Origin of the sequence: Klebsiella sp. CN_Kp073 (assembly GCF_040065495.2) — a bacterium.
In the GTDB taxonomy this organism is placed as follows: Bacteria; Pseudomonadota; Gammaproteobacteria; order Enterobacterales; family Enterobacteriaceae; genus Klebsiella; species Klebsiella aerogenes.
The window spans coordinates 1-18,779 of record NZ_JBEAIT020000002.1; the positions used below are offsets into that span (position 1 = coordinate 1).

Annotated in this window: 16 protein-coding genes and 4 pseudogenes; 6 read left to right on the forward strand and 14 right to left on the reverse strand. The window is 41.1% G+C overall.

The window, feature by feature from the left end; translation table 11 throughout:
* Window positions 1–1,011 carry a RepB family plasmid replication initiator protein gene (locus tag ABLV66_RS25430; protein WP_348876326.1) on the forward strand — a complete coding sequence of 337 codons (1,011 nt, stop codon included), beginning with the start codon at window positions 1–3 and terminating at the stop codon, window positions 1,009–1,011.
* 230 nt (window positions 1,012–1,241) lie between these two features.
* Here ABLV66_RS25430 and ABLV66_RS25435 read toward each other — a convergent pair whose 3' ends face one another.
* The 9 genes from ABLV66_RS25435 to ABLV66_RS25475 form a co-directional block, all read right to left on the reverse strand.
* The gene (locus tag ABLV66_RS25435; RefSeq protein ID WP_348876327.1) at window positions 1,242–2,033 is read right to left on the reverse strand and encodes a tyrosine-type recombinase/integrase; all 792 of its coding nucleotides are present in this window, start codon (window positions 2,031–2,033) and stop codon (window positions 1,242–1,244) included.
* 503 nt (window positions 2,034–2,536) lie between these two features.
* On the reverse strand, window positions 2,537–3,658 hold the full coding sequence (locus ABLV66_RS25440; protein ID WP_348876328.1) for a hypothetical protein: 1,122 nt from the start codon (window positions 3,656–3,658) through the stop codon (window positions 2,537–2,539).
* Between the two features lie 13 nt (window positions 3,659–3,671).
* Window positions 3,672–6,209: a fimbria/pilus outer membrane usher protein gene (locus tag ABLV66_RS25445; RefSeq protein ID WP_348876329.1), complete on the reverse strand. Its 2,538-nt coding sequence runs from the start codon at window positions 6,207–6,209 to the stop codon at window positions 3,672–3,674.
* A gap of 14 nt (window positions 6,210–6,223) precedes the next feature.
* Window positions 6,224–6,967: a fimbrial biogenesis chaperone gene (locus tag ABLV66_RS25450; protein WP_348876330.1), complete on the reverse strand. Its 744-nt coding sequence runs from the start codon at window positions 6,965–6,967 to the stop codon at window positions 6,224–6,226.
* On the reverse strand, window positions 6,946–7,614 hold the full coding sequence (locus ABLV66_RS25455; RefSeq protein WP_348876331.1) for a fimbrial biogenesis chaperone: 669 nt from the start codon (window positions 7,612–7,614) through the stop codon (window positions 6,946–6,948). Before ABLV66_RS25455 ends, ABLV66_RS25450 begins: the two co-directional genes overlap by 22 nt.
* Window positions 7,615–7,616: 2 nt before the next feature.
* Window positions 7,617–8,186, reverse strand: a complete 570-nt coding sequence (locus ABLV66_RS25460; RefSeq protein ID WP_410789516.1) for a fimbrial protein — start codon at window positions 8,184–8,186, stop codon at window positions 7,617–7,619.
* Window positions 8,170–8,883, reverse strand: a complete 714-nt coding sequence (locus ABLV66_RS25465; protein ID WP_348876332.1) for a fimbrial biogenesis chaperone — start codon at window positions 8,881–8,883, stop codon at window positions 8,170–8,172. The genes ABLV66_RS25460 and ABLV66_RS25465 overlap by 17 nt, the downstream gene beginning before the upstream one ends.
* Before the next feature lie 54 nt (window positions 8,884–8,937).
* Window positions 8,938–9,477 carry a fimbrial protein gene (locus ABLV66_RS25470; protein WP_046883877.1) on the reverse strand — a complete coding sequence of 180 codons (540 nt, stop codon included), beginning with the start codon at window positions 9,475–9,477 and terminating at the stop codon, window positions 8,938–8,940.
* A gap of 89 nt (window positions 9,478–9,566) precedes the next feature.
* Window positions 9,567–10,142, reverse strand: a complete 576-nt coding sequence (locus ABLV66_RS25475) for a helix-turn-helix transcriptional regulator (RefSeq protein WP_348876333.1) — start codon at window positions 10,140–10,142, stop codon at window positions 9,567–9,569.
* Window positions 10,143–10,674: 532 nt separating this feature from the next.
* On the opposite strand from ABLV66_RS25475, the gene ABLV66_RS25480 reads away from it, so the two are divergent.
* Both ABLV66_RS25480 and ABLV66_RS25485 read left to right on the forward strand, forming a co-directional pair.
* Complete coding sequence (locus ABLV66_RS25480; RefSeq protein ID WP_348876334.1) at window positions 10,675–11,349, forward strand: winged helix-turn-helix domain-containing protein; 675 nt, start codon at window positions 10,675–10,677, stop codon at window positions 11,347–11,349.
* Window positions 11,342–11,818, forward strand: a complete 477-nt coding sequence (locus tag ABLV66_RS25485) for a hypothetical protein (protein WP_348876335.1) — start codon at window positions 11,342–11,344, stop codon at window positions 11,816–11,818. The genes ABLV66_RS25480 and ABLV66_RS25485 overlap by 8 nt, the downstream gene beginning before the upstream one ends.
* A gap of 239 nt (window positions 11,819–12,057) precedes the next feature.
* Here the strand turns inward: ABLV66_RS25485 and ABLV66_RS25490 are convergent.
* Window positions 12,058–12,177, reverse strand: a pseudogene (locus tag ABLV66_RS25490) (integrase core domain-containing protein); the annotation flags it as partial.
* Between the two features lie 137 nt (window positions 12,178–12,314).
* Window positions 12,315–12,901, reverse strand: a pseudogene (locus tag ABLV66_RS25495) (ArsA-related P-loop ATPase); the annotation flags it as partial.
* Between ABLV66_RS25495 and ABLV66_RS25500 the strand changes: the two are divergent.
* Both ABLV66_RS25500 and ABLV66_RS25505 read left to right on the forward strand, forming a co-directional pair.
* Window positions 12,889–13,565, forward strand: a pseudogene (locus ABLV66_RS25500) (fimbrial adhesin EcpD family protein); the annotation flags it as partial. The pseudogenes ABLV66_RS25495 and ABLV66_RS25500 sit on opposite strands and share 13 nt — an antisense overlap.
* Window positions 13,534–14,228: pseudogene (locus tag ABLV66_RS25505) on the forward strand (fimbria/pilus periplasmic chaperone). The pseudogenes ABLV66_RS25500 and ABLV66_RS25505, both read left to right, overlap by 32 nt.
* Window positions 14,229–14,422: 194 nt before the next feature.
* On the opposite strand, the gene pqqA reads toward ABLV66_RS25505, so the two are convergent.
* Together pqqA and ABLV66_RS25515 are read right to left on the reverse strand one after the other, a co-directional pair.
* Entirely contained in the window at window positions 14,423–14,500 is a 78-nt protein-coding gene (gene pqqA / locus ABLV66_RS25510; RefSeq protein ID WP_348876337.1) for a pyrroloquinoline quinone precursor peptide PqqA, read from the reverse strand.
* Between the two features lie 268 nt (window positions 14,501–14,768).
* On the reverse strand, window positions 14,769–16,184 hold the full coding sequence (locus tag ABLV66_RS25515; RefSeq protein ID WP_348876336.1) for a glucose/sorbosone family PQQ-dependent dehydrogenase: 1,416 nt from the start codon (window positions 16,182–16,184) through the stop codon (window positions 14,769–14,771).
* A gap of 617 nt (window positions 16,185–16,801) precedes the next feature.
* Between ABLV66_RS25515 and ABLV66_RS25520 the strand changes: the two genes are divergently transcribed.
* Window positions 16,802–18,199 (forward strand): ISNCY family transposase, encoded by a 1,398-nt coding sequence (locus tag ABLV66_RS25520; protein WP_348876406.1) that lies wholly within the window; start codon window positions 16,802–16,804, stop codon window positions 18,197–18,199.
* A 259-nt stretch (window positions 18,200–18,458) separates the two neighbouring features.
* On the opposite strand, the gene ABLV66_RS25525 is transcribed toward ABLV66_RS25520, so the two are convergent.
* Entirely contained in the window at window positions 18,459–18,773 is a 315-nt protein-coding gene (locus ABLV66_RS25525; RefSeq protein ID WP_348876383.1) for a DUF4928 family protein, read from the reverse strand.
* Window positions 18,774–18,779: the final 6 nt, after the last annotated feature.

An 18,779-nucleotide genomic window follows, 5' to 3' on the forward strand; every position in this document is an offset into this window, starting at 1 on the left:
ATGGCTAACGAAAATAATGAGTTACCTCTTAATCTGCAGGAGATAGATAAGACGACTGGCGAAGTTGTTAAGCTGGATGTCAACAGTGCCAGTACGGTACAGCCTGTGGCGCTCATGCGGCTGGGTCTGTTCGTTCCCACGCTTAAATCCACCTCCAGGAGCAAGACTAACCGTAAAAACGTCACAGATGCCACTGAGGAGCTTGTACAGCTCTCGATCGCCAGGAGCGAAGGGTACAACGACGTGAAGATCACAGGATCGCGTCTGGACATGGATACGGATTTTAAAGTCTGGCTCGGGATCATCCGATCGATGTCAGAGTATGGCGTGAAAAAGGACACACTGGAACTCTCATTTGTCGAGTTTGTGAAAATGTGTGGATTCGATTCCCGCCGCTCCAACAGGAAAATGCGTGATCGCATCAGCAATTCGTTATTTAAACTGGCATCGGTCACGCTTAAATTCCAGAGTGAGACAAAGGGCTGGACGACGCACCTGGTACAGTCTGCTTTCTACGATATCAACGAAGATATCGTGGAGATCAAGGCCGAGCCCAAACTGTTTGAGCTGTACCATATGGACCGGCGGGTACTGTTACGCCTTAAAGCCATTGATGCCCTGCAGCGTAAGGAATCTGCTCAGGCGCTGTATACCTATATCGAAAGTCTTCCGCAGAACCCGGCACCCATCTCCATGAAACGAATGCGGGACCGGCTCAATCTGACCTCAAATGTCTATACGCAGAACCATACCGTGCGTAAGGCCATGGAGCAGCTCAGGGATATCGGTTATCTGGATTACACCGAATTCAAACGTGGTCGCTCCACATACTTCAGTGTGCATTACCGCAATCCGAAGCTTATCAGTGGCACGGTGAGGGCGCCGAGGAAGGAAGAGCCGGAGACGGCGCCGGAGCAGAACTACGATGAGGTGATTAAGGCACTGAAAGCGGCGGGAATCGATCCTAAAAAACTGGCCGAAGCCCTCAACAGTTCGAAATCAGAAGATTGACTGCGATATGTAGAATCTTCACTGTAGTGTGTTACATTTCTCTCTCTTGACTGTGACGTGCGTAATACATACCACAGTCAATATCCTCTCCTGAACTAATACCTCCATGCAGCTGTTAAATTTACTGCCATATGCATAAATTCACTATGACATGTAAATATTGACTGTAGCATGCGGCTCCGGACGAAAGACGCCCCCTGAATTGACTGTGGCATGTGAGCATGCATACCTCAGTCAATATTCTTACCGCGGATTAAATCTGTAAATGCTTCCCCCGGATTTAAGACCTGCGGAGGGAGTGAACGCAGGATCTCTGCCGCATCCCGGCCGTCTCCGGTGTACGGTACGGCCAGCGTGGCTGCCACGTCCAGAGCAAACACCCGGGGATACACCTCCATGGAGCGTGGATCCTTATGACCGGCCAGGACCTGGATAACCTTCCTGGGCTGGCGGTGATAGAGCATGTGCATGATATAGCTGTGCCGGAAGGTATGCGGTGTCACCGGTATGGAAAAATATCCCCCGTCTTCTCCAGCCCGTTTCACGGCCTGCTTCAGCCAGTTACGTATAGTTTCATCCGTGACTGCCCACAGTGGCTCCCGCCGGCGGGGACGAGTGGTCACCATCCAGCTCTGCATCTGCCGCACAAAATTCATATCCGTCAGCGGAACCAGCCGCACCTCATCTTTTGGCGGGCGGCCGCGACGGGCCCGTACCTTTACTGACAACACCCAGACAAAAGGTCGAAGACCGTCGAGATCAAATGACTCCGACGTCAGGGTTCTGGCTTCTCCTATATGAATGCCGGTGTTCCACATGGTCGCAAACAACATATGGTGTTGCTGATCGGGTATAAAAAAGAGAAGGGCGCTTACTTCTGGTGTCAGCAGGTAAGCTGGCGTGGCGCCGGTGGAGGTGGCCATCCGGCGTAGTGCCACCGCGGTGGCAAAATCCACCCCTGGTGCGATCGGCAGCAGGGAGACGCGTTCTGGTGAATTCTGCAGGGAAATGATGTTGTTCATCAGCTATTTTTCACGTAGCGCACGCACTGTTTATGAATACAGTTATTCTGGCCTGAATGGTCCGATCCTGCCATCACAATAAATCGCAGCGCGCGGATCCTGCTGTTGTCTTATCCCGCATTATTGCGGGTTAAACCAAACACGTAAAGGATCCTTTTGCTGCTCAAATACTCCATGAAGCCAGTCATAACGTGGGCTGAGGGCTGTTTTACGGTTTTTGGGAGAATTGGGGTAATGCCAGGACAGACAGGATCGAACCAGAAAGGGAAGGGTGTAGATAAGAAGAGGATGCGTTACATGAATTCTGGTCGGTACACCCCGGTAATATTAAATTTTTTATAAAGTGAGTGTTTACAATGGAAATAATAAAAAAGATGTGCGGAGATTATGAAATATGTGGTATGACATTTTCATTTCCGGTGCCTTAAAATGGCACCGGAAACATAAATAATAATAGGGTATAATCTGAATTGTATTTATGCTGGTAATCTAGTTGATAAATATCAACTGAACACAATACTCAGTTCAGTACTGGCGTTTATACCTCCGACAGGAAGATCTGCTCCCCCTGAACAGAGACGCCAGGTTATTGTGTTATTCGCATCAACACCCGGGTCAGTCGAAAGAAGTGTGGCCAGCTTAATTGGAACCTGAGCAAAACTAAGAGAAGAAGGATGAGAAGTACATTCCCCACTTCCAGTCAGCCCCTTACCAATTTCTCCAGTAATATATCCCCCTCCTTCAGTTAAAGCTAATTGTGTAAAATCTCCGTTATAATATCCAGTGTTAGCCCTGAAGGAGGCATTAATGTTAACTGTAACGGGGTCTAACCCTTGTTTACAACTTATAGTAAAAGGGGATGTAACGGAAGCTAACTCAGTGTTTGGTCTGGCATCATAAAGAATTTCGCCAAAATTAATATTTGTCTGCGTATTAACACTACATTGTACACCAATTATTCTGACTGAGATTTCTGATAGTAAAAGTTGGGTTAAGTGGTCTGGTCCTGTATCTGATTCATAGCCTGACATGGGGTTAATGATAGTACGTATTAATGCTGACATATCTCTACTAAGTTTATGTACAGTTGATGACGGTATTTGATTACCTGTTGCGTAGATTATCCAGTCACCGCTAAGATTCATTTCCTTATTTTTACCAAGAACAGGATATACATTAGATAATCTAGTACACCATCCTGTTGCTAACTCCCATGGTGTGCCGTTTTGATCTGTCACTTTAGTCTCAGGATAGCCTAATGTACCTGAAAAAATGTGATTAGATGCACTGGCTGGATCATTTCTGACTGGTCCATAATATAACTGTCCACTTACACGGGCTCTTGGTACGAGATAAACTCCAGTTGTAATATTATAACCAACAAAACCTTCAGGCAGAGTTTCGAATTTTGCTGACTCAACACAAGAACCGCCAGAATATAATGGGCCAAGGCCATAATAATAAGAGTGTGAGGTATTTCCATGTGTACCAGTGACACTCAAATTAAAAGGATATCCGGACCATACAATCCCCTTTCCTGGACCAACTAGGATGGTTACCGCATAACCAGGCAAGTGCGAAAATGCAATTATACTAATTAATAAATACATAAATCTCAATAACATTATTTGATTCCTTTTAGTTGCAGGTCAGTGAAAGACTAATAATATTGCTTTTTATGCTATCTTTTAGATTATAATTAGCCTGGCACGATTGGATTGTATCATTACCCCAGCGAATAATTAATGTTCCGCGCGTTGCAAGCCCGCTAATATATGCCTGGCCTTTATCACCTACAATAAACATAGCATCTTCATCGTTGTTGTCCTTGAGAACTGAAACAGTGGAGCCAAATGGGATATACTTACCGTGCTTATCAAATAAAGTAAAAATAGCCTGGTAACCAGATCTGGTTTTAAACTCTGCACGAATAATAGAGTCCTTAACAGGGTATACATTCACTGTATTTTTATAGATCTCAACATTTTCTGGCAAAGTTGTAGGGTCTAATGATATGCTATTCTTCTGGAAATCAGCAAGATAAGGTACTACCGCGTAACCAGAGGAATCGGTATTGACATTACCATTAATTACTCTTGTATTTATAGCTTCAGGAGCGTGCACCAGCGCAACTGAACTTCCCAGCGCCTGGGAAAGTGTGATACCGCCTGAATGAGCAACAATTCCTCCATTCAAACCAATATTAAGTGAGCGCCATTCAGAGCTTTGACTATAACCTAGACTACCCAATCCCTTGCTTCCCTGATAACTTAAATTGAGACCGCTGATTGAATGATCATTATTACTATTACTCCAGGTCTGCTGCGCTGAATAAGAGAGTCGGCTGTCAAGCATTGTTCCGCTATAGCTGGCCTGTTGCTGAACTCTGCCATGATTATCTTTTGATAACATATAGGTAGCATAAGCGTTGTTGACGCTATCACGGTCAAAAAAATTGAATGGAATTTGAACGTTCATATAAATGCTACGATTTTCCGGCCAGCTATCATTACTTTTAATTCGCTCAATATTGTAACTTACACCAAAATTAATATTATTTAGTGTAATATTATAACTAGCAGAGAGGTTATTATTTACCATGCTACTTCCCCAGTAATCATCCCTGCTGGCTGCCAGAGAGAGCATTCCAAATTTATTGAAGTCCTGAGAAATACGAGTCTGGAAACTACTTCTACGTCTTTTCGATATCCATGGATATTCATCAGAATTAGATGAATACATTTTTTTGTTAAAATCTGTAAAATTATAATAGTTTTTTGTTGAATAACGGTATGCCGTAAGATCTACAGAAGTACCAGTTTCCATAATACTTTTGGAATAACGAAGTCTATATGACTGACCTGATAATGAAGTATTATCTGATACTTCTGATAAGTATGACTGAGTCACATCTGCAGATAGTGCGCCGAAGGTGCCCATGGAGAAACCAGCCCCTAAGACACCAGAGTAATATTTATCAGAAACCAGAACCCCCCCATAAAGAGTAGTATCCATGGGAAGTCCATAAGTTAACGTGCCCTGAATAAAATGAGATGAATCTGCATGGGGGCTATAATTATTATTGTAATCTCCTGCCACTAACTGATATTTATAAGCTCCTTGGCGTAACATATTAGGTAAAGAAGAGTACGCAATCTGCTGCGTTCTTACCCGGCCATCAGCTTCACGTATCATTACCGTAAGATCTGCTCCAATTGCTGTTTGGTATAAATCATTGATTATAAATGGACCCGGAGAAACGTAAGTCTGATAAACAATATTATTATTCTGCAGAACTGTTACTCTGGCATTTGTCTCAGCGTTACCGGATATAACAGGAGCAAAACCTCGCAAACTGTAAGGTTTCATTTGCTCAAGAGAACTAAGCATAATTGCTCTTGCCGGAAATGTATCAAAGACATCTGCAGAAGTGTTTACCTCTCCAATAGATAATTCCGTCTTAAAAGGGATTAGTGTTCTCTTTATGTGAGTTCCATTGAAGTCTGAACTACTGTAACGGTACCCACCTCCTTCATTGCGGTTGTACGTATAATTGCTCCGTAAACGCCATGCTCCAAGATTCAGGCCACCATTAATGCTACTGAAAAGATTTGAACTAGGAGAACTAATTTTGTTCCAGGTTCGGTTTGAGTTAACGTTGTAATTAAGCATAAGACCAGGTATACCGGTATCAAGCAACTCAGGGCTGACAGTTCCTGCAGCGGTAATATCCATTCTGGCCTGAGGTACACGTATCAGAAGTGTCAGATCTTTCAAATCAATATTTACAGTAGCTTTAGGAATTAAAGCTCCTAAGTTAGTGATTTTTTCAGAGTTACTTAGTGCGCGAAAAGTATCGATCGAATCAATATCGACATGAAGTTTTCTTAATAGCTCAGGTGTAACAACCGGCCCGGGCTCGCCAGTATTGAGAACCACAACCTCAATATCCTGATATCCAAATTCATCTCCATTTATGAAAACATTAAGGTTATATATACCAGGAACAATTGCACCTGATTTTTCAAATCGTGATAAATCAACATGCGGAACTGAAACCTGTCCTATAGCAAGTAAACCTGGATCAAAATAATCATCGGCGATAGCATTATTAACGAATAATGATGTTATCGTGATCTTAAATAAAAAAAATTTTTTTTTGCAAGTTTTGTTCATTGTTTTCCACATGCTTATTCTATTTTTAATCGTACAGTTTCAGTTTCCATACTGTACTCGTCGATAAACTTTATGAATATCTCTCGAGGTCTTCCATTCTTCCATTTGAATAAGGTGGATTGCATTGGAGTTGCCATTTTTAACAATTCCTTTCTTTCAATTTCCTTATTATCTAGTATCATTGATGACAGAGTTAGCCAGTATGGAGATGGATTATTTATAAGCACTCCATCTGCTTGCCATGATGCAGTTACTTTATTAATTGCAGATGATATCCCATCATTATCCGGTAATTGATTTCTGATAAAAACTTTGATATTCATTACAACAGTCATCGAAAGTGTTTTAGCCGTTTTGGATCCAGATACAGGGATAGCTTTGAATGACAATAAATAAACAGATTCCGTCATAGAAGGAACCCGTTCTCCGTTAAAACGTAAGTGCAGGGTAAATTCTTCCCCTGGCTCTACTCTCTGAAGTGGAGGGAGAACTATAAATGGGATTTTTATATCAGATGTTGAGTCATCAACAGACCCTGTATCTGTATCAAGTTTACTACCCCAGCTCTGTACAAGTATTGGAAAAGCATTATTATTATACGCTTTAAAATAAACTCCTTTTGTATCTTTATCAGTCATCACTAAACGTGTAAAATTAAAAGATATTCCATTAATATCTTTACCCCATGAAGGCGATATTAAAATAAATGAATATAAAATGAAACATAATGTTTTTTTTAAGTCAAAGAAGATGTGCATTTTTTTTCCAGACTCCCATAATCATTAATACGAATCCATTCTACAACTTTCACATCACTCGAAATCTTAATCTGTTGCGAGCTATACGGTGCTATCATTGCCTCATCAGGGGTCAAAAAAATACGTTTACCATTTGTAGAAAGAAAAACTAATGTGGAAAAGAATGGTGAGTTATTTTTCACATCTAATTTTCCTTTAGATTTATAAAATTCCAAATCACAACTATTTGAATTTGGGTTGCCTATATTGTCTGGTCGATAAAATAATTTAAACCAGTATCTGTTAGCCATAGCGATTCTGTTCTGTAGTAAGGGCTTGTTATCATCACTTGCGATCATGGTTATTGAATAACTAAATACGGATTCTCTATCTTTTGGTAATTCTTTGGTATCTATACCTCTGACTCTAAGAATACTCTTATCATATGGCCTAAGTTTAATTATAGGCGGAGTTATAGTAAAGAAAGGCTGTCCTTTCTCCTCAAAAATCGCACTTGCGAGAAAAGTTGACTCGCTTTCGTTTCTAATTACCACAGTGTGTTTTTCGCTACTTTTGTCATAAATTATTCTTGTGGGAGTAGCTATTATTCCCGCTAAAGATATGACAGGCATTAGATATAAAAATAATAACAAAACATTAAATCTCATTATTAGTAATACCTATAGTTAAATATTATTCTTGCAACCATTTTGCCCGGAGTTACATTTATCGATGAACAGTCAGTGACTGAACCACATGATACTCCTACATAAAAAGGGATAATTGAGTCTTCGGGTATTGCTCCCGTACCTCCTAAGTCTATATAATCACCAGATTTTAGAGACGTATCATAATATTCGGGCACGCTGTTACCTTGATAAAGTATAACGCCAATACCTTTTGCTGAGGAGTCATTACTACTGAATATGAATTTATCACTAGCATTAAAGCCTTCACCATCAATCTGTATAGCAGGACGTAAAATAGTATTTTTCGCAAGAAAACATTTGCTTATATTTACATTAAATTGAGTTGGGTTAAGTAGAATATTTCCCGTTTTGAGTGTGAAATAGTCTGCATCACCAAGGTTAAGCGATGGCTTATCTAGGTCCACATCACAGCTCCCTGGTTTTATAAATCCATGAAAGTTGATGTTAATATTAGTAGCAAAAGATTTTGAAATACTGAGGATGATTAATCCAAATATAACGATTATGACTCCGTCACAAATCCGTTTCATAAACATTTACACCACCAAAATCGTTAATAGTATTCCATGTGACTTTTCCTGAATTTATCTTTGTCACATAAGTAACATCAGAGTAAGGTGAAATCATCGCTGGTAGGTTTTTTTTCAGTAATGATTCTCCTTCTACACTAAGTTTGGAGAAGTTAACGTAAAACGCAGAATTATTTTTTACATTTATACCATTTGGTACTATTTTGAAGGAAACATTCTTCTGTGCCTCTTCTGAGGAACCAGGTAAGTTTTTTGGACGGTAAAATAGCTTTATAATAGTCCCAACCCCAAACTGCGCTGTTCCGCTTATACGATTAATGCCATCTTTTTCATCTTTCTTTATACTTGCTGGTATTGCCCTAGTGTTGAGATAAAATACACTTTCATGTTCTTGTGGTAAGTCATTAATGTGATTGAGTTTTATTCGTAGATTATTTGTTGATTCCGGTTCCAGTCGAAATATTGGTGGTGTAATCGTAAATGGAGTTTCCTCGAATCCATCTACTGTTTTGCTCATACGCGCCTGAACAATATATGTATCCTTAGGAGATGAATTTCTGAGTACGACTGTTGTACTTTCATTGTTTCCTTTGAAAATAACTCGAGTAACATTTAACCCAAAACCATCAGCTAGTGCTGTACAATAAAAAAAAACAAAAATAATAGCAGTAGCGGTAGCAGTAAAAATTTTTTTCATTCTATTCCCTTAGACAGGCACGTATTTACGTGCCTGAAAATAGATTATTTGCTATTAGTTATATGCAAAGCTGAACAGAACTGGTGCGCTGATATGACCAAATTCGATACTGCTATCGGTTCCGGTAGATGCTACACCTGCTTCAAGGGTAATAATTTTACCGGCAAAATCTGCAGGATCTGGAGTAGTTGCAGTTGCAACTTGTAGCTTGTCACCATTTTTCAGATAAGTGGAAGAACCTTTTTGATTCAGCATAATACCGGAATTTGTTCCGGTAGAGTTGAAAATATTCGGGTTACCGCCCAGAGTTTGCCCTGAAATAACCAAGTTAGCAGTATCGCCTGCTGCCAGTGGAGTATCACAGTTATTAATACCAACAGTAAACTGCTTAGTGCTGGCAGCAATAGGAGTTGCAACTGCGGTAAAATCTTTTGGAGAATAGTTACCCAGATCCATAGCAGATGTTGATAAAGACACATCACAAGTCGCAGCAACGACATCTGCAGTGATAGTCATTTGTGCGTTTGAGGCTGCGTGAGCGGCATTGAGCGCAATAGCAGAAAAAACAACAGATGCTAAAATTACCTTTTTCATTTCATATCCTTGATGATATTTATATATAGTTACTACTATCCCATCCCATGTATTGGGTATGTGAATTTATTATGCAGTATTACCGGGTGTTATAATATTGCAATATCCCTTAGTTTGCTGCTTCCGTAATATCTATGAAAGAGTTCATGCGAGTTCATGACTCCCATTTTTCTCATCGCATTTCTTTTATAATAACTGACTCTTTTAACGTCCATTCCAATAAACTCAGATATTTGTTTCGGTTTCCATGCTTTCATCAATAACCTTACTATCTGGTTCTCAAGAGCACTTAGCCGATACGCATAGCTCTGATAGTATTGCTGTGGTTTATTGGTTATCGATGGTGCTAGATTTGTTATCCATGAGGTCTTCCTGTTCTTAATAGGCGTTTCAAATTTTCTCAACTTATCAAAGAAATATGGGAAATGTCTGCTTCTTGTATCACATAGTACTGTTACCTGGATGTCACTAATATTCCTGTAATAATCGGCTAAGTCAAGGATACAGTCTTCGGGGTTAAGTTCAATATACTGTATATTGATACCAATTTCTTCGGCCTTTTTAAATAGCAGGGATTTTAACCCAGCTTTCATGTAGGAGCATTCACTTAAAAAAATTACTCTTTGTGTTATTTCTCTTTTTTTTAATGTTGTTGGTGGATACATTGCTTTTATAGCCCGTGTTATTTTTCAGTAATCTTGATGTTATCTAAACATGATGCTTGTTAATTATCAGGCGTGTTTTACTTTATATTTTATGGCCTGACACTTTGTGTGGTTACAAAAGTTAACAATGGTTTGCGTAAAAATCAAATTAAAAATCATATTATATCATCTATAAAATACAATCTTATAAAATCATTGCAAATCAAAGGGATGCGTATTTTATATGCGTAAATATAATAAAATATAATTACATATAAGTACATATAAAGTGTATTTTCACGAAAAATATTTTGCAATTTACAAACATGTTAAATATCATTGTTATGTTTAAAGGCTGCTATTCTCAGTATTGAAAGTAATTAATTGATAATCATAATCATTATCATTTTATACTAATTTTAATTGGCTAACTATGACCGTTCATTCATATATTATTAACAGAAACATTTTGTTTAATTCTAAAGAGTGTTATTTATTCTCTACAGAAAGTGGTAATCGCGAGATCATAGGTAGTAATCCCTCAGGGTTGTTGTTGTATCTGATTAAAAATCAAGGTAGCACAGTTACACTTGATGAAATCAGTGATTACTTTATGGGAAAAGGACGAGTGGTCAATGCTACTACAGCTATACAATATATTAGTAAGTTAAGGAAGACGCTACGATCTCTTGAAGAAACTGGTTCTGTGATTGAAACAATAAAAGGGGGGGGGTATTATATTCCTAGCCATATTGATATCTCTGAATATAATTCAAATGATAGTGTTGTAAGCAATTCTGATATAAACACATATCAAGAGTCTTTTGATGAAGGAATTTCTGAAATACCAATTGCTCATCAAGGGTTTAAATTGAATGGGAAGTTTACTAGTATAATTCCTATGGTGTTTTTATTTATTTTTTCTTTCTTGATTTTTGTTATATGGAATTCATATTTTTTTACTCACCTTGGAGATGTTGAGTATAGAATTAAAAAAGTTAATGAAGGATGTTCTATCTCAATTGATCATGATTATCCGGAAGAGGGAAGTTATGCTGAAAATATTTTAATTAAAGATTTAAGTCGCTATTGTAATAAATATAAATTTGCTTATTTGACGTATTTCGATTATTCAAATAACTATTCTATTATATTTTGTAAAGATCCTATTTACAAAAGTGCGGATCGTGATATTTGCTCTTCTCTGTCGAGGTTAGGGAATGATTAAGTTATTTTATTCTAAAACTATATTTTGTTTGTTTTTTTTAATTACTACCAGTGCTCTCTTTTGTTTTTACAAGTTTCATTCTGGTGAAAAAACTTTCAATCTTGCATGTTCTGCTAAAGGAATTTTATCTGTTAATGATTATACTTTAACCTATGTTAGTTCATACAGATTTAAAAAAAATGGGAAAGGTGCTACTGCATTAACAGGTAAATTAGAGGGGAAAGATGGTGTAGTAGACAAAGTTGGATTACAAATCTATTTTGATTATAGCATAGATTCAGGTCTTTTGATGTTAAAAACTATTAACATAGTCAAGCAAGTGGAAAATACAGCTTCTGATGAGGTTATTAAAAAAGTTTTCCCTTCTATTTATTATAGATTAAATAGTATACATAATGTTGCCATTTTTAAAATGGGTAGCGGGTATAGATTTGATTTTAATACATACCCTATATTGTATTGCTATTGAAATAAAATCTATATTCTTAATCTGATTTTGTTATTATCGGTATCGATAGTACACTGATACCGTTTTATGATCTTATATTTAATGAACAGTAATGTTTTGTAGTTAGACTGGTTTATATTTAATGTGTTTTGATTAAGTGGATAAATTAACCTCATACAATTTCAGTGCAGAACTAATTAAGGGTTTTTTTCTGGATACGTCGGATTATTCTAGCTTACACTAAATCATTTAATGATGATATGTGGCCTCTCATGATTGTATTTTCTGCGCCAGTTGTCGAATTTGTTCTGTATTGGATTAAGTGATAGAACCCAGTGAATGTTCAGGCATTTGTCCCGCAGGCTCCCGTTGAATGACTTGTACATGTGTTATTTGTCTGTTTATCGGGTGGGATGACTGTATCGTGACACCGGGCTCATATACCTAATTATCCATATGTCGGTAGCCCTGATACACTGGCAGGAAGATTTGCCAGTGCCTTCTGCTCCCGTTGTCATATAGCAGTGGTCAATGCGTCATGCTCTGCTTCGACTGTAGGTAGAATACCATTAATCACCAGGTACTTTTTTTCAGGCCATTCGCAGCCAATTCTTCATCTGGGTGGGCGACTTCCTGTAATGTTGATTTTTGCAGTCGTGCAATCAGAACCAGACGTGTACGTTCAGGATCGGATAACGCCTCTACCGCATGAGCATACTGCTCACGCTGCTTTTCCTGCCTGGCCATTGGACTAAGACCGGAAGCGCCATCTGGATTGCTTTCAATAAAACTACTCTAGGCATCATAAAGCTGGAGAAGTTGAATCGTGCGGCCCTTCGGAGCTGTATCAACTATGATGTGATCGAAGCGTGTCAACAGAGAGGCGTCTTTCAATAAACCTGTGAACTCATCAAACACAGAGATTTCCATGGTACAGGCTCCTGAAAGCTGCTCACTGATACTGTTAACAACGTCATAAGGCAAAAGACCTTTGATGAGATTAACGATTCTGCCGCGGTATTGCTGCGGGTCAATCTATAGAGCTGAAAGGTAATGCACTGCAGTCACAGGGTGTATAGTGTTACCGATTGTCTGACCGAATATATGTCTTTTTCTCCAGTAACTTTTTCAAGCAGATGGTGCGTTGGGTATAAGCGACATTAACACTAAAGATCTGTTTAACTTCTGTTTTTATAACACCACTTTGCCGGAATCCGGCTGGTATGAATTCTCGACATCCAATAGCCTGATTATCAAACCGCGTGATTTCAGCATCAGCATTATCGCCGATTAGTACACTTCGGTGCCGACGCGTGAGGGATACGTCGGCAGCGGCGAATCGGCGCTGGATTTCGGCTACATCGTCACCACCAGTGGCAAAACTGCCGCCGATGAGGTGTTGATTAAAGTGACCGGCCCGTCACAGGCGATTAGCGGGCGCTCGTATTGCCTGTTCAGCTCGGCGGACGGTACCGCGCAGGTGCCGTTTCCGGCGTTGCTCTCTTTCATTACCCAAAGCGGGGCGACGAAAAGTTACGACGCCGGCTGCGATGATAGCTGTCATGATATGACCGATGCGCTATGGCTGACCACGCCGTGGACTGATATTTCCGGCGATGTGGGGCGGATGGATAAAACAACGGTGCGCTTCTCGATTGCAATGGACGATCCTATCTCGCTGCGCACCATCACCGACAACGGCTGGTTTGGCGAAGTCAGCGCTTCAGGAGAGATTCATGTCCAGGCGACGTGGCGTCACATTAATTAAGCTGGCGCTGCGAGCCTGTGGCTGCTGGCCGCGCCGCTGGCGCTGGCGATTTCCGTCGGTAATCTAACCTTTTCGCTGGCCTCTGACGCTGAGTTTGTGGCGAAAAGGGTTATCAACAACAATAAAAGCGCGCGGCTATGTCGGGTGTCGGTGGTGGGTATCGACCGGCCCGGCGGCCATGAGGTTCGTGCCTGCCCGGCGGACGGCGAACTGCTGTTCGCCCCGTGCCAGCTGACGCTGCAGGCGGGCGAAAGCGAATGTTTTAAGTTCTATTATCACGGGCCGAAGGATAACCGCGAACGCTACTATCGGGTCTCGTTTCGCGAAATTCCCACCCGCAACCAGGTGATGCACGCCTCGGCGGGCGGGCAGATCAGTATGGAGCCGGTAGTGGTGATGGATACCATTCTGGTGGTACGCCCGCGGCAGGTTCAGTTCAAATGGGCGTTCGATAAAGCGTTGGGAAGCGTCAGCAATACCGGCAATACCTGGTTTAAGTTGTTGATCAAACCGGGATGCGACACCATGGAAGAGGAGGGTGACGCCTGGTATCTGCGCCCCGGCGATGTCGTTCGCCAGCCGTCGCTACGTAAGCCCGGCAACCACTACATTATCTATAACGAGAGATTTATTAAAATCAGCAACGATTGTCCTGTTAAATAACCTGGTTTTATTTCCAATAAAGAACTAAAAATACTAAAATATGAAGTGAATAGTCAGAGCTAGAATAGTCGTTAAAGAGTATCTCCATTAAAGAGAAAGGTGTGTAATCATTATTGTGTTTTAACCTCTACAAAGAAATATGTAATCAGATAATCTGAGAAAGAAGTGCCCGCGGAAAGCGGGCTAATGGGTAATTAACGATTGGAAATATACAACGTCACTTCCAGACCAAGACGCATGTCAATAAAATGTGGTTTAGTCCAGGTAGTCATAGCGGTACTCCTGTTGTGTGAGTGTGTGCACAAATTAATAAAGAATTTCGTTTAATTCAGACAATTTTCCTTTCAGTTAAATAATCCAGATTGTTTTTTTACGGCTCATCAACCTCACTATCCGCAGAAGTTATCTGCTGATGCAAGGCGGTAATATTGTGATGTTTATTTATCAGCAATAATAGCTAATATTTTTAATGCTATGTTTAGTATTCTTTATAAGATAAACGATATCAGGAGAACCTCAATGCCCGGCGGATATATATTATTACTTACCAATATATTCGAAGACGATGATTGAGCCCGGGTTACTTAGGTTATGAGTAGGATGGTTGGACTCATCCATCACATTACCAAAGTTATCTGTAGCTACATAAATTTTGCGAGTATCTGGGCTTACAACGACCATACGGTAGCGGTTAGTGGTGTGGAAATATTTAGCCACGTCGCCTTGAACATTTTTCTTGTCTGCGTTAAGTAGTACGCGATAGAGCGCGCCATTTTTCATTGAGCTGACGATGATAGAATTACGCCAGCTTTTAATCACTCCATTCACAGGGTAGTAAGCTACGCTTGAAGGTGCGATAGTTGGCCAACAAATGTATGCAGAATCCTCACCGCAGTTAGCATCGTTATAAGAGTAGCCGTCTTTCACAGTGAAAAATGTTTTAATTGGTGCTTTAAAGTCGGAGGCTTTCCAGTCAGTCTCTTTATGTATCGGAACACCTGCAGGAATATGGTTTGGGTCCCATTTTAGCGATGGGCAGTTTTCTGCTTTTGAATAGTTAGCATATACATACGCTTGATCATCCTGAAAGCCTGCTACGTGCGGCCAACCGTAGTTTCCTCCGGCTTCTAGGATGTTGAGTTCATCGTCAGAAGATGGGCCTTGTTCAGAGGCGTATAGAGTATCTCCGATAAAGACTAGGCCTTGCGGGTTACGATGCCCGTATGTGTATAAATGGCTTTTAATTCCGTGAATGATTGGGTTATCTTCTGGAATCGATCCGTCAGTATTAAGGCGCAGCACTTTACCAGCATAAGCTGCATAATTTTTATTTTTTAGCTCATCCTTAGTAGGAATACGCTGAGCATCAATAGGTTTACAGAAATTAGCTCCTTGGTTGTGTCCTTGCTCGCCGATAGTATAAAAGAGTTTACCATCCGGCCCAAAGCGTAGGCGCCCTCCGTTGTGGTCATTCCCCGCAGGGAAACCTGTCAGAATTTCTTTTTCATTACCTAGTTTTTGAGTTTTTGGGTCATATTCCAGTCGAACAATTTTTGCGTGTTCTATATTACCATTTATATAGGTATATGCTGTGTAAATATAATTATCGCCACCTGATTTCATAAAGTTAGGCGATAATGCTAAGCCAAGAACGCCTTCATGTTGTGGGCCAGTATGCACGTTGCTCAGCGTAATCGCTACTTTTTTCTCACCAGTCTCTGGATTGATACGAACTATAGAGGCAGCCTTACGTTCAGTCACCCACAAATAACCATCGGGGCCCCATACCATATCCCAAGGTGCATCTAGATTGCTCGCCAAAACATGTGCGGTGAACGGTTCGTTGGCTTGTATTTCAAGCTGTTGTGTTGATGTTGTTGCGGCATAACTCACGCTATGCAGAGTAAGTAACAACACCACCGTCTGGCTGAATTGCTTAGTTTTAATATTTAACATATAGCAGACTCCATACCGAAGAAAAAGCCTCAGATCTATCTACGACTATTTTGATAGAATAACTATTATTGGTGGATGACAGTTTGTCAAATTGTTATTAACAGCTGATTTATAACTCTGGTAGTATGCAAAAAGATGTTGTATCTAATGTTTAGGGTGAAAGTATGAAAACATAGTAATGCCTTATGGTTATACATTCCTCTTTATAAGTGGTTTGTCGGTTTCGATTTATGGCTTAAAGAACACTTTTTTATCAGTTTGTAATTGTATAAGCTACTGATTAATAGCTGAAAAAATACAAAATTAAAGAGTGGTCATGAGTTAACCGATAAAGAGTTGGGAAGGGTTTATATAACTTTTGAACATCTACTGGCTGGACTGATAATGTGAAAGTTGTATGATTTGGGTCCGCTTTGAGTCTGGGGATTTGTGATAAGAGCGAAACGTTATCTAACGCAAATAATCATTATAATTGGAGTATAACAACAATTTAACATAAGATAGATTATGCGCACCAATGTTGTAGTAGCTAAATTGAGATGTCCGTCTCTGACCAAATAGACATGTCCGCGCTACAGTCTCACCACAGCGATCACTGCTTTCAAAGGATGAGACTCATGACGGCATACGGAACGGAGTTTTTCTCAATGAACGATGTAAACCGACTCAGGATCCTTCAGGATGTTATCGACCGCCGTCTTACCACACGTCTTGCAGCAAACCGGCTTGAGATATCTGACAGACACTGCCGACGGTTGCTGGAGCGCTATCGTGAACATGGGCCGCTTTCACTTGTTAACCGTCGTCGTGGCCAGCCTGGCAACCGGCAACTCATGCCGGGCCTCGCTGAACGAGCACTACGAATTATCCGCGAACGCTACGCTGATTTTGGCCCGACTTTAGCCTGTGAGAAGCTCGCCGAGGTTCATGGGCTGTATCTGGCCAAAGAGACAGTACGCAAGCTGATGACACAGGCTGGTTTATGGCTCCCCCGCAAGTTACGGCCGCCTCGTGTGCATCAGCCACGACCGCGTCGGGCCTGCACCGGAGAACTCATCCAGATTGATGGCTGTGAGCATCGCTGGTTCGAGGATCGTGGTCCGGCCTGCACGTTACTCGTTTACGTTGATGATGCGACCAGCCGGCTGATGCAGCTTCTGTTCGTCAGTTCTGAGTCCACTTTCACCTATTTTGAAGCCACCCGGGGCTATCTGGAGCGTTACGGTAAGCCTCTGGCATTCTACAGCGACAAGGCCAGTGTCTTCAGGATCAACAATAAGCAGGCCATCGGCGGAGATGGCCAGACTCAGTTTGGCCGTGCTATGAACGAGCTGAATATCACCGGTATCTGTGCCAATACCAGTTCTGCCAAGGGCCGTGTTGAGCGGGCCCACCTTACGTTGCAGGATCGCCTCGTCAAGGAGCTGCGGCTCCGCGGTATCAGTACACCCGAGGCTGCAAACGCCTTTGCCGAAGAGTTCATGGCTGACTACAACCACCGGTTTGCGAAGCCGCCACGTCACGATTTCGATGTTCACCGTCCGCTCGAGAATAATGAAAATCTGGCAGCAACATTCACCTGGCGTGAACAACGTAAGGTCTCAAAAAACCTGACATTACAGTATGATAAAAAGCTCTATCTGCTTGAAGATAATGAAGAAAACCGACGTTTTCAGGGGAAGTACATTGATGTCTGGCAGTATCCGGACGGTACCATCGAACTCCGGGCTAACGGTACTTCCCTGCCCTTCATAACCTACGACCGGCTGGGAGAACTGGACCAGGGCGCCATCGTTGACAACAAGCGCCTGGGACGTGCTCTGGAGATGATAAAGCTGGTTCAGGACAAACGGGACAACACCCGCTCGCAGGCCCTGCCATCACTGGACGGCCAGACCTCACGCAGAAAGAAACAGCCCGGAAAGAAATCACAAAGAAGCCTGAACCAGGACGACATGCTGGAAGCTCTGCAGCAACTCCAGACAAGAAGCCAGGAAATCTTTGGCAAAAGCTGAAACATAACCCACATGCGGACATTTTAATTTAGCCAGAAAGTGGACCTTTAAAAACAGCCTGGACAAAGGCTGTAACTGCAATATGCTAATGTCACTTTTGGGGCTGCGGATGTTTTCCTGGACTGTTATGTTGTGATCTTCAGATGCTGTCGGTTCTTCACCGGACTCATTACACCTAATAGCCCAACACATTGAATATTCAATGATAAAATAAGGGTAAAGCCAGTGGGCACCATGTACTCTCTCAACAGAAAAAACACTATGATATTATTTTAATAATCCATTTTGGCTCTTCAATCATTAATGACTTATCACTTTCGATTTTTTGAATACGTTCATTATATGTACGAATCAGCCTTGCAATGCTTTCCCTAATTTTATCACCATCGTATACCGCAATCTCTTCAATGTTTGTTCCAATAAAATTCTCCGCGGACTGAACTGAAATCAGAACAATCATGCTAACGTTTTCTGCCATTTGCTTAGCCGCTTGGACCTTGCTCTCGAGTGTCAATATTCCGTCGGAAACTGCTTGCAATTTAGCTATATGAATATTCATTTGTACAGAAGTCATCAGCGC